Here is a 13,863-nt window from a genome sequence, read left to right on the forward strand (position 1 = left end):
CAAATAAAATTGTCAGAACTATTTTATCGGCTGATCAATGAAATCCGTTCATATAACCAGTTGTTTTTATTATTTGCTTTAATGGTTATACCCGTCATATTTGTTCGTTGTATGTGTGCCGGCTTTCCTCGTTTACCTTTTTGTAAGCATATTTCAGTCAGAGCAAAATATTCGCTGTCGTCGTATTTCTACAACTTGAGTTATTTTTGATATAGATGTTCCGCTTGGGATAAATCAAAGTGACTTTATCTGTGGCTTTATCTCGCCATTATCTATTTAACTTATGATTAACGTTTCAAGTAACTCTATATCAGCGAAGAAAGACGTGTCAATCAGTGTTTTTATCAATAAAAGCTAAACACTGACTTTTATACTCAGCAAGCCCATGCCTTTCATGCTCCCTATAAGGGATAGACTGATTTTTGTCATAATGTGCTGAACCTTATTCGGTCACGGCAAGCGGTCGTCACCGCGCACAGCGGAGCATTCTGACAACATGGGCTGGTTACTCCGGTACAGCATTGATGTATTTATATCATATTGTTTATATTGAATTTATTTTGCTTTTGTGGCATGTGCTCTGTCTCGGGTATCGCCCGGTTTGGAACCGTGGTGAAATGAACGACATGGATTAGTTCGGCGGGTGATATATTATTTGTGCGATGAATCACATCGCTCAATTCGGCCTGTTCTCCCTTTGCAAGTTACAACGATTTGGAATGGTTATTCAGATGTTTTTATTGAATAAAAATAATTAAATTCAAGCGTTGAAATATTTGGTATTACTTTTCCCATTGAGAGAAAAACACATCTATAACAGGCTGGCAACACGCATATGTTTCCACGTTAATAATGTACGAACCTGTATCATACTTAGCATTTATTGTTTATATCACACCGTGTGATTTGGGTAAAAAACCTTCAGGGCCGGAGTTTTCGAGATTTAACCAAAATTATTTAAACATAATTGGTGACAAGGAGGTCGTGATGTCAGAGTACGTATTAAATAATAGTAGCCTTATTATTTCTGGTCACATAGTACTGAATGAACCGATCCTGCCGGCGATGGGATATATTCATTTTGTTGCGGCCTCACTCCTGGATAAAAAGCCAAGCACCCATGAGGTTTCTCTCTACCCTTTACGGGTAAAAGATGCGATATGGTTTGCGCCACTGGCCATTGCTGAAGGCGTTTGTCAGGTGAATATTCATCTGGATACTGATGGGGATGACACCACTTATTGGGTCACATCCAGGGTTGCGGGAAAAGCGACACAACGTCATGCGACAGGTGTTGTTTTCTCAGGATCTGATTGGAATAAAAAATCGACGACAAACCCTGCGGAAACACCTGCTTTTCGTCTTCCTGATATTTCATCTCATACCTTCACCCATCGACTGAGCCGTAATGACATTTACCGCCTGTTTCTGGCTGGCGGCATCGACTACCGGGAACAGTTTCAGTGTCTGGTCGCGTTTCACTACAGCCAGGATCTTTTTTGGGGGCGGATCGAGGCTGATGAGGCGAGTCTGACGGAGCTCCCATCTCCCTACATACTCGATGCTGCCATTCAAACTGTGTTATTGGGTGCCAGCGAAACCCGGCGGCGTGAACATCAACATCAGGTTTATGTCCCTTTCTCGCTGGAAAATATCGTGATTCACACACCATTAACGCCAACGTGTGATGTGTTCGTCGTACCCAGACAGCCCGTTTCAGACACGTCCGAAATGGGAGTCTTTGATGTGTTCTTAGCGAACGAGTCGGGAGAGATCGTAGTGGAAATGAAAGGGTTACATATTCGCTCATATCAGAGAGCCGAACAAAGTGAGCAAGCGGCAGCAATAGAACCACTGACCGACAACGCGCGGGGAACGGGTCAACACCATCAGCCGGGGAGTATTACGGGTCAATCGTGGGCCATTGCTGCGACCTTCACCGCAGAGCCGATCGCTGAACCTTTACAGGCGTGGTTCTCTCACCTGAACTGGCGTGATCAGATTAAATTTGCGCCATACAATCAGGTTTATCAGGAACTTCTGGATCAGCACAGTTTACTGATGGCGAACACCGAAGGTGTAAATGCGATTATCTGTCGGTTAGAGGATCTGGCTGCCAATGATCCGAAAACCGCTTCCCCGGGAAAAAGTGAGTCACCTCAGGTTTCGTTGGCGCAAATTAATCATCACTTGACGGATTGTGAACGCTTCGTACTGCCTAATGGTATGGAGGTCGCACATTTAAAATCCTATGAAACCACCTACCTCTATGAAGAGATTTTCGTAGAGAAAACATACGTGAAGCACGGCATTTCTTTTGAACCGGGAGATGTGGTCGTCGATATTGGCGGCAATATCGGCATGTTCTCTTTGTTTGCTACCACTCAATGTCCTGATTTACGTATTTTTTCCTGTGAACCTTCACCGATTTCTTACGCAGTTCTTCGAAAAAACCTCGCATTGTATGCGCCCCAGGCGAAAGCGTTGCAAGTGGGGATTGCCGACAAGGACGGAGACGCCGAATTCGTGTTCTATCCAAATGCTTCGGTCTGGTCAGGGTTTCATACCGATGAAACGGAAGATGGCGAAGCGCTGAAAAAATCAATGGAAAATGAAGTGACCAAGCGTTTCGGCGATACGGATAGCGAAGCCATTCGGGAACATTTGGATACCATGATTAGCGAGCGTCTGCAAAAACAAACCTATCAGGTACAGATGCGTTCGTTAGCCAGCATTATGCAAGAGCATCACATTGAGACTATCGATCTGTTGAAAGTGGATGCCGAAAAATGTGAATGGCAAATCTTAAGTACCATTGCTGATGAAATATGGCCGAATATTCGCCAGGTTGTTGTTGAAGTTCATGATAAAGAAGGTGAAACGGCGGATAACATAGCCCAGTTGCTGCGGGATAAAGGTTTCGAGCTGGCGATTGTTGAAGAAGAGATACTCAAGTCTTCAGGTTTAGCCAATTTTTATGCCAGACGTCCCGTCGCTCATGCTGACAATCCGCATCGCCTGCCACCATTCGAGCAGGGGATCAGCGATAATTTTAAGGAATTGCTGACCCTGGTCAGAGAGACGCAACGTAGCCGTCAAGGGCCGACGCTCTTCGTGCTTTGCCCGCCGTCCCCAGCGATGCGGGAACTGTTTTCTGCCGATCTGCTTGAGAACATGCCTCAGATGATGCAACAGATTCTGGGTGAGAAGACGGATATTATCGGCATTGACCTGAACCGCGAATTGGCGGCTTATGAAGTCACCGACTATCACGATGCCGTTCGTGATGAGATGGGGCATATTCCTTATACCCCCGCGCTTTTTGAGGTTATTGCGTCGGTTCTGGTGCGTCACATCCATGCTGTCCGGCGCCCGCCTTGTAAAGTGATCGCCCTTGATTGCGATAACACGCTGTGGTCCGGTGTGGTGGGTGAACTGGGGGCCGAAGGCATCAAAATCGATTCGGGTTATCGTGCGTTGCAACAGTTCATGTTACGCCAGAAACAGCGGGGCATGCTTTTATGTCTGGTGAGCAAGAATAATCATGAGGATGTCAAGCGGGTATTTGACAGCCGTGACGACATGATTTTGCAATGGAGTGATTTTGTTGACACGAAAATCAACTGGAACGCCAAGTCGGATAATCTGCAACGTCTGGCAAAAAATCTAAACCTGGGCTTGGATAGCTTTATTTTTCTTGACGATAGTCCGATTGAATGTGCTGAAGTCTCTGCCTGCTGCCCACAAGTATTCAGTTTGCGATTGCCTGAAAATAGCGACGATATTCCGGGATTCCTGGCTCATGTCTGGGCCTTTGATCAGGTGCGTCGTCAAACAAATGAAGACGCAAAACGTACCCATATGTATCAGGAGCAGGTTCAGCGTGAAGCATTCCGTCAGAGTGTATTCAGCATGGAGGCGTTCATTCGCGGACTGGAGCTTGAGATTACCATCCAGCCAGCGACGCAAGACCAGGCCGAGAGACTGTCACAACTGACGCATCGCACCAATCAGTTTAACTTTGTCAAAGCGCCATACTCCGTCGCCGATATGCTCGCCAGCATTCAAAGCCCGGAACAAGGGTGTCTGAGCATCAGCGTCGCTGATCGATTCGGCAATTATGGTATTTGCGGTTTGTGCTTTTTCTCCGAGCGGGAAAATGTGTTATCCGTTGATGGGGGGCTGCTCAGTTGCCGTGTGCTGGGGCGTGGCGTTGAATATCAGATGCTGAATGTATTAGGCCGGAAAGCGCTGGAACGCAAGAAAGAGACGGTTGAGATCCGATTTGTGGCAAGTGATAAAAACAAACCGGCTGAAAATTTCCTGCGCAGTATCACTGCCATCACGTCTGTAGCCGAATCTTCCGGCGTGTGGACTTACACCATACCCGCCACCGTCTTAGCCGAACTGGTTTTTACTCCCTCATCACAGACGATTGCTCCGACGCATGAAAACGCACCATCCGAGCCTGCAACAGCGCCGCAGCAAAGGTTGCAACCGGCAGATACGTTCCTGATGCAACAGCTCGGCGATCATCGTGGACGATTACCGACTCTTCGGTTGGAATCGAAATGCGAACAGGCCGCGTGTCAGCAGGCAGTACAAGAGACGGTGTCGCAATCCGGTGATATCGACGAAGACGCCATCCTGACGTATATCAACGCCGTGATCGTGCAGAACTTGCTTGAATGTCTGAAGAAACAGGTTGATATCGACGAGGCTAAAGCATTTTCTGAGTATGGTGTTGATTCCTTTGCGGCCATCAATCTGGTGGTAAAACTGAACGTCGCTTTTGCGATAAAACTTCCCAGTACCGTGCTGTTTGATTATGGCTGTGTGAATGATTTGCGCGGCTATCTGATGGCAAATCATCAGAATGCCATTGTGGCGCGTATGCCGTCGGATCGGCAGGGCATCAATATTCAGGATGATGCGGCACACCGCGGCGAGGCAAAACAGACAAGAGATATCCCGCAAAAAACGCATGATGCCAGCAAGACGGCCCGGCATATCGATGATGGTGATATTGCCGTAATTGGCATGTCCGCTCGTTTCCCTGGTGTTGTGAACGTTGATGCCTTCTGGTCTTTATTACTGGAAGGGGGCAACTGTATTTCTGACGTTCCGGCAACGCGCTGGAATATTGCCGCCTATTTTGATGAAGACCGTGCCAAGCCAAATAAGACCTATGGCCGATGGGGCGGGTTTATTGAAGATATTGATAAGTTTGATGCTTCTTTTTTTGGCATTTCCGGCAAAGAAGCCAGGCAAATGGATCCTCAGCAGCGTTTGTTTTTACAGGAAAGTTGGCACGCGCTGGAAGATGCTGGCTATGCCAACCGTGAGATAAAAAACAAAAAGTGGGCAGTTTATGCCGGTGCTGATGCCGGAGACTATCAGGCTAATCTGCGACAGCATGATATCCCACTCGATGCTTCTTCATTTATGGGCAACGACTCATCGATTCTGGCGGCCCGAATTGCCTATTTTATGGACATGAAAGGCCCGGCGATGGCGATCGATACCGCCTCTTCATCGTCATTGGCTGCGGTACATTTGGCGTGTGAAAGCTTGAGAAACGGCGCTGTCGATATGGCCATTGCCGGTGGTGTTTCAATCCATACCACGGCCAACTTCCACATTTTGTGTGCGAAAGCCGGGATGTTGTCGGCGGATGGACGTTGTAAACCGTTTGATCACCGGGCTGATGGTTTTGTTCCCGGTGAAGCGGTTGGCGTAGTGATCCTAAAGCGGTTGCAGGATGCCATTGACGATAAAGACCACATTTACAGTGTGATCAAAGGATCTGCCATGAATCAGGATGGCAAGACGAACGGGATTACGGCACCCAGCAGTCGCTCGCAGACGGAGTTGATTTGCCAGGTATACGATGAGCTGAATCTCCGTGCTGATGAACTGACCTATATTGAAGCGCACGGCACCGGAACGAAGTTAGGTGATCCCATCGAGATCACCGCCCTGACAGATGCCTTCCGCAGACAGACCCAGCGTACCGGTTTTTGTGCCATCGGCTCGGTAAAAAGCAACATCGGCCATTGTGTTCATGCTTCAGGGGTCAGTGCGCTGATCAAGCTGCTGTTGTCTTTCAAGCATCGTAAGTTGACTCCCAGTGTGAACTATGAAAAGCCCAATCCACTGATTCCTTTTGAGGAAACGCCATTTGTCGTCAATACCCAGATTCAGGATTGGCAACCGAACGCTCAGGGGAAACGGATCGCCGCAGTGAGTTCTTTCGGTTTTAGCGGAACCAATGTCCATATGGTGCTTGAAGAGTTTCGACCGGCGGACGTGTCATCGGCAAAATCGTTCCCGGAATGGGAGTCTGAGCCCGCGCTGTTATTGCTTTCCGCCAGAAGTGAAGCGCAATTGCATGTCTTGGCTCGGCAACTAAAAGCATATATCCAGCGGCATCCACATCTGACAATCCGTGAGTTAAAAGACATTGCTTATACGTTACAACTGGGACGTGAATCGTTAGGCCATCGCCTGGCGGTGGCCGGAAAAAGTGACGATGAGATCCTCGCCGGGTTGGAGGATTATCTAAACCGGGACACATTTGCTCAACGTTATCTGGCCGGTACGGTTGCGCAAGGAGAGAAAAACAAAGGTAACAGCAGGCGGCAACAGGCGGAAATCGATACCTCTATCCAGCGGCGTGATTTACGGGGGCTGGCCGGACAATGGCTTGAAGGCCGGCACATTGATTGGACTGCATGGTATCAGGCCCCGCGCCAACGTGTTGCAGGTTTACCGCTCTATCCTTTTGAGCAAGACCGGTACTGGTTGCCTGATGATGGCGACGCGACGCCGGATACCATGCATGACGCGGCAACGCGATCCTCCGCGGTGATGTCGGCAGATGCTGAGCTATCTGCATTGGCCCTGGCTGACAGTCAAAACATCGACGAACGTGCAGACGGTAAACGGGTACTGACTTCTCTGCAAACGTTTCAGGCGACAGCGCCATTACAGATTTCGACCCTAAACGTCGGGACGTCGCCATGTCATTTGACGGATGAAGGCCAGGGAATATTTTGTCTTCGACTTCACGGTACTGATGGCGGTTTGCAAGGCGAGGATTCTCCGGGAGTGGCACGGCTCAGCCATCTTCACCGTCTATTCGATGAAATAAAACACCGGACGGACATCAGCGTTCTGCTGATCAGCGCAGATGAACACCGTTTTCTTCCCGCGCTTGAAGAGGATGACGAGCTGTTTTTGCAACAGGCACTGTATCGGAGCGTTTTGGCATTGCCGTTTCCTGTGATTGCTTCTGTACCGGGAGATTGCAGCGGTTATGCGTGGCTGTTTGTCTGCCTGTGCGATTTTGCTGTTTTGAGTACCTCTGGCCGCTATCAGTATGTCAGCCGGAGCCGGAAACAGAGGATATCGCAGCAGTTGTATCATCTTCTTAGCGCGCGTTTTACCCCCTCTGCGGCGCAGGTATTGCTGACCGATTGGCGGGGAATCGAAGGGCGACATCTGAAAGAACTGGGGTTGCTGATGCCGGTTTTCCCTGCGACGGAGGTTGCCGGGGAAAGCCTGAAGCTGGCGCAGGAACTGGCGAGCATGCCCCGAGACGCGCTCATTCACTTGAAGCGGCATTTGGCCGCCAATCTTGTCCGCCAGTCTGTTGCGTTGACTGAGCCGCCGGTTGCTTTTGCTGTTGAACATGCGGTGCCAGACGTTTATGAAAGCGCGTTGCCGACGGTACCGGCATTTGAGGCTGGTCAACTGGAATTACCTTTGGGTAAGCCGCGCAAGGTGGCGCTCAATACGTCGGTGATCGAAGCGGAAGTCTATGACAATGGTGTTCTGCTGGTTCGGTTGTGTGAGCGTGACAGTCGCAATAAATTCTCGAAAGCGTTTGTTGCCGGTTTTGACGAGGTCTTTACTCATATTCATCAGAATCAGGCTTATAAAGTGGTGGTGCTTACCGGGTATGACCACTATTTCGCCAGTGGCGGTACGATGGAAACGTTGCAGGCGATCCAAAAGGGAAATGCAAAGTTTACCGATGAGAAGATCTTTGCCTTACCGCTGGAGTGCGACATCCCGGTGATTGCCGCCATGCAAGGGCATGGCATTGGTCCCGGCTGGGCTGTGGGTATGTTTTGTGATGATGCGATTTTCAGTCAGGAAAGCGTCTATTACAGCCCTTATATGCGGTACGGATTTACCCCCGGCGCCGGTTCAACCCTCATTCTGCCCTGCCGCCTGGGTCTGGATATTGCCAGAGAAGTGCTGTTTACCGCCAAAGAATATAAAGGTTTTGAACTTCGGGATCGCGGGCTCAAAAACCCGGTACTTGAACGTGCGCAAGTGTTGCCATTTGCTCTGGCGGCTGCAAATGAGATGGCTCGCATGTCCCGGGATGAGCTGGTTGCCTGGAAAACACAGCGGTCGCGGTACATCAGAAACCAGGTCGAAGCAAACTATGCTCTGGAGTTACGGATGCATGAGCATACTTTTGTCGGCAATCAGGCGGTGCTGGCTCGTCTCCAACAGCATTTTAACCAGGGAATGTTCAGCCGCGAGGCACCGGCCAGTGGTCAGGCGTCGGCAAATCATCAGCAAATTGCTGGAGTCCAAGGCGCGAAAACGTCCGGTTTAGCGGGAGCGGTGCAGAAACAACAAGACAGTAACGCGGTGTTTGCACAGGTTTATCCCCTGTTGCGTCGAATGCTGGCGGAAGAGTTGCAAATCAAAACCGAACAAATTGAACCCGAACAGCCCTTTGTTGATCTTGGCCTGGACTCGATTACCGGCGTCACCTGGATTAGAAAAATCAATGCGGAATACGGGCTGACGCTCAATGCGGCCGACGTGTACAGCTATCCCAATCTGAACGTATTCACCGGGCTGGTAATCAAAGAGGCGGGGCTAAATCATGCAACGGGTGAACGCAGGGGAATCGAAACAGAAACGACTCTCGGCTCCGTAATCACCGCCCCGGTGGGGGTATCCAGCGTTACCGTGGGCGGCAATGTGCGGGAAACAGGGGCTGACGTTCGGGAAAGCGCGAAAACCCCCTCAGGAAGCATGCTGGAATTTTTGAGCCGGACGTTGTCTCAAGAGCTGCAAATCAAACCTCAGGCGCTCGATCCGCATGTTGCGTTTGTCGATTTGGGGCTGGATTCGATTACCGGTGTCACCTGGATCAGAAAGATCAATCAACACTACGGGCTGGATCTGAATGCTGCGGAAGTCTACAGCCATCCAACGTTACACGAGTTCGCTGTACTGGTTCAGCGTTGTGTCGGTCTGGGGCAATCTCCGCGTCCTGATGCTGTGGTTTTGAGTGACGACGCAACATTGCCCCCGCCGATTGCTCCTGACACCGGCACCGGGTTTATGGCCGGTCTGCATCAGACATCGTCGAGTGCCACACAGACGCTCCAGGCCGAACGTATCAAGCCGCAGGCAGCGGCAATAACGCCTTACGCCGCAAACGCCGAATCGGCGATAAGCCCGACGCCTGTCAGGCACCAGGCGATTGCGATTGTAGGTATGTCCGGTCAGTTCCCGAAAGCGAAGAATTTGCAACAATTCTGGGACAATTTGAGCAAAGGGGAAGATTGTATTTCAGACATTCCGGCGGATCGCTGGGCAATAGATGACTTTTTCGATCGTAATCGTCAGACACCCGGCAAAACCTATTCCAAATGGATGGGCGTGCTGGAGGATGCAGACAAGTTTGATCCGCTGTTTTTCAATATCTCTCCTCGTGAAGCCGAAATGATGGATCCGCAGCAGCGGGTGTTTCTGGAAGCGTGTTGGGGGTGCATTGAAGACGCTGGCTACAATCCTGCTGATTTATCGGGGAGTCGGTGTGGTGTTTTCGTCGGTTGTGGGGACGGTGACTACGACGCGCGCTTTGGCATGGAACTCAATGCACAAACCTTTATGGGGAATGCTATTTCCATTCTTGCAGCAAGAATTGCCTACCATCTGGATTTGCAGGGGCCAAGTCTGGCTATTGATACGGCGTGCTCGTCATCTCTGGTGGCGATCGCCTCTGCCTGTGACAGCCTGGTGCTGGGAAATAGCGATCTGGCTTTGGCCGGCGGGGTCTCCGTGTTGGCTGGCCCAAGCATGCACATTATGACCAGCAAAGCCGGAATGCTGTCGGAAGACGGCCGCTGTTTTACCTTTGACCAACGGGCTAATGGCTTTGTCCCTGGAGAAGGTGTTGGTGTGGTGCTGTTAAAACGCCTGGAAGATGCCATTGAAGACCAGGATGTTATTCACGGCGTGATCAAGGGCTGGGGGGTGAATCAGGATGGTAAAAGTAATGGCATTACGGCCCCTAACGGCAATGCCCAGTCTCGTCTGGAGCAGTCGGTATACGCCAGCTTTGGTATCGATCCTGAGCAAATTCAATATGTAGAGACGCACGGGACAGGAACCAAACTGGGGGATCCTGTGGAAGTCGTTGGCCTGAAACAGACCTTCGCTCAATTTACCCGCAAAGAGCACTACTGCGCATTGGGATCGGTGAAGAGCAATATCGGACACACGCTGAGGGCTGCCGGGGTCGCCTCGGTGCTCAAAGTGGTGCTGGCCATGAAGAATCAGCAGATCCCTCCAACACTGCACCATCAAAAACTCAATGAGCATATTGCGTTGGACGGCACACCGTTCTACGTCAACCGGGAACTCAGCGACTGGGTCGTGGAGTCCGGTCAGCGACGTCAGGCTGCCGTGAGTTCTTTCGGATTCAGCGGAACCAATGCCCACTTAGTCATTGAGCAATTCCCGGCTGAGGGGCTACCCGTTTTGGGATCACCTACCAGGGATAGTGCGGCGGGAGGCGCTGTCTCCCGCGATCCGGCACTGATTCTGTTGTCGGCAAAAAATGATGCGCAGCTCCGGCAGATGACAGCCAATCTGCTGGCTCATGTGCGCGAATATGTGGAGCGGATACCGGCGAAAGGAGATAGCGCTGGGTATACAAACAGTGCAGGGCGGGCGCAAGCCTACCTCCACTCACTGGCTTATACCCTGCAAACCGGTCGTGAAGCGATGAATGAGCGTTTGGGGTTGGTTGCCCACACCCTTGATGAATTGCAAAGTAAGCTTGCAGCCGTGCTTGCCGGTGAGTCACAGACAGTCGATTTACTCTATCAGGGAAAGAGTAAATCGCATCGTGATGTGCTGTCCGTGTTTGATGTTGATGAAGATATGCATGACCTGGTTCAGGCATGGGCCAGTAAAGGCAAATTTGCCAAACTTCTGGAGATATGGGTGAAAGGCATCAATATCGACTGGGCGATCCTCTATCCCAGTGTGATGCCATCACTCAGACCCAGACGGGTTTCTCTGCCGACGTATCCTTTTGCCCGCGAACGTTATTGGGTCGATCTGCCGACTATGGGTACAGAACATGCCCGGGTAGCTTCAGATGAGGCGGCTTTTTCTGCTAATGCCTCGCTCGTTTCTGAGGCAACGGGTTCCGATTCTGTGGCCAGTCACCCTGCGTTTTCGCACAGCAAAGGTGTTGTGGCTGAAGAGACCGACAACGTGTTGCAAGCGGCAGGGGCAGCTCAGGCGTTACTGAAAATTCCAGGGGATTTTTCTGCCTATGGGAACATGATGGCGACAGGCGTGATTGCAGCTCAGGGCCAGCTCCCCGGACTGTTGCTATTGGAGTGGGTACGACGTGCCTGGGAACTCTCAACCCAAGAGCGAATTGTCGAACTGAATTATATCCTGTGGGGGCAGCCTGCCCTGACGCAGGATGCCCTCAATGGGCATATACAGACTTATATCTCCCGGGAAGATGATGGTCTCTATTTCCAGTGTGTGACTGAGAAAGCGGGTGAATCCGTGACTCATAATTTTGGGCAAATTGTCCTGAACGCCACCGACGGCGGCACGGGCGACACGCTGGATATCCGCGCGCTGGAAAAGCAGTTGGAAGCATCCCGTAATCATCAGATAACCCACCAAATCAGGCAGATAGTCGATGAAGACGCGCTGAAAAATCAGGCTTTGATCGAAAAAATCGGTTTTGATGGCAAGCAGTTGCTGGTGACATTCAGTTCCGTTGCGGAACTGCCCCGTCAACGGCATGTACCGACTTTCCGTCCGGTACTTCTGACGACCTGCTGGCAGTTGCTTTCTGCGCTAAATCACTATTCTCATCCACAGTCGATAGGCCGCAACCCGTGGTATCCGTTCTCTCTGGATTCGATCATTGCCTATAAGCCGCTGACAGAACGAGTGACGGTGTGTATCTCGCCAACGCCAGTAGAACAACAGCCTTTGATTATCACCGGCGATCTGCCGGGGTACGACCTGAGGTTGTACGACGAATCGGGGGGGCTATGTCTGTGGCTCAGGAACTTAAAAATGGCGAAAGAAGAAGCGCTGTTGACACTTGAACCGTCTGAAGCGTGACGAGCGCGATGACTGCCCGAACAAACAATACGGATTGCCGCACGTTAAAAGGATTCAATGATGAATGTACAAGGAAGACGCGTATGTATTATCGGTGGTGGCCCTTACGGTGTCAGTCTTGGTAAGGAGCTGAATCAGGCCGGTATCGATTACGATCTGTATGAAGCGGAGTCGGACTTTGGCGGAGTATGGAATGCCGACAGCCGCTGTGGCCGCACCTATCCGTCGCTGCATCTGATCTCGCCGAAGGTCAATACCCAGTATCCAGATTTCCCCATGCCGGAGGATTACCCCCATTATCCCAGCCATAAACTGATGCATCGGTATGTCTGTGATTATGCGAAAACGTTCGGGGTTTATGAAAAGGCCCATTTTAATGTTGCTGTTACCCGTATTGAACCGCAGGCAGATGGCTGGCAGGTTGAATTATCAACGGGAGAGCGCAAGTTCTATGCTTTTGTGCTGGTCAGCAACGGTATGCAGCGGGAAGCCCGTTATCCTGAGCCGGCCTATCCCGGTCACTTTACCGGTGAAGTGATGCATTCGATCGATTACCGGACGCCGGAGCGTATCAAGGGTAAGCGGGTCTTGATTATCGGCGCCGGTAATTCTGGTTGCGATATTGCGGTTGATGCGGTTCATCATTGCTCGGCTGTTTACCATAGCACCCGCCGTGGTTACTACTATCAGCCTAAATTTATCAATGGCATGCCGACACCGAGATGGATGGAAGGGCTGGGCAATAAATTTAACACCCGCGAAGAAACCATCGCTTATATACAGCAGGTATTTAAACTGGCCGGTTATGACGGTACGGATTATGGCTTGAAAAAACCGGATTATCCGTTGGATGCCTCCCATCCAATTATGAATTCACAACTTTTGTATTTTATCGGTCACGGCGATATTCAGGCAAAAGGCGATGTGAGCGCTTTTCAGGATAATACGGTCTTCTTTGAAGACGGTTCACATATTGATGTTGATACCATTATTTATGCGACAGGATATAACCGCCGTTTTTCCTTTCTGGATAATAAATATCTGGAAATGAAGCAGGGTATTCCCGATTGCTTCTTACATATTGTCCCCAAAAATTTCGATAACTTGTTATTTGTCGGCTACATCAACTCTGCCACTGGGTTAGGTGTCTCAGCCCGCTCTCATGGTCTGTTTGTCGTGGACTATCTCAAGGCGTATTTCTTACAGGCCAAAGGGCTGCATGATTTTAGTCAGATGAAAAAAGAACAGGATCCTGACCTGGGGCAGAACTATTACATCGGATCTTTCCGGCATCAGTGGGAAGTGGATCTGTGGAAGTTTCTCAAGTTATTGGCGCAGTACCGTGACGTACTTAATAGAAGGTAGACAATGATGATAGGCAAAGAGAACAGAACCCGAGACTTACACGAGTCAGCCCGGAACATTCTGGAGGCTGAGCTG

The 13,863-nt window shown here is 50.4% G+C and carries 2 protein-coding genes; both read left to right on the top strand.

Going from position 1 to position 13,863, the window contains the following annotated elements:
• Positions 1-852 precede the first annotated feature (852 nt).
• Complete coding sequence (locus DPA2511_RS07305; protein ID WP_226376634.1) at positions 853-12,423, top strand: FkbM family methyltransferase; 11,571 nt, start codon at positions 853-855, stop codon at positions 12,421-12,423.
• 57 nt (positions 12,424-12,480) lie between these two features.
• Positions 12,481-13,788 carry a flavin-containing monooxygenase gene (locus tag DPA2511_RS07310; protein ID WP_226376635.1) on the top strand — a complete coding sequence of 436 codons (1,308 nt, stop codon included), beginning with the start codon at positions 12,481-12,483 and terminating at the stop codon, positions 13,786-13,788.
• Positions 13,789-13,863: the final 75 nt, after the last annotated feature.

This window comes from Musicola paradisiaca NCPPB 2511 (assembly GCF_000400505.1).
Classification (GTDB): Bacteria; Pseudomonadota; Gammaproteobacteria; order Enterobacterales; family Enterobacteriaceae; genus Musicola; species Musicola paradisiaca.

What these genes read in the sequence shown, in the direction of transcription:
- DPA2511_RS07310 (WP_226376635.1), top strand. Translation starts at nt 12,481, where the DNA reads ATGATGAATGTACAAGGAAGACGCGTATGTATTATCGGTGGTGGCCCT.
- DPA2511_RS07305 (WP_226376634.1), top strand. Translation starts at nt 853, where the DNA reads ATGTACGAACCTGTATCATACTTAGCATTTATTGTTTATATCACACCG.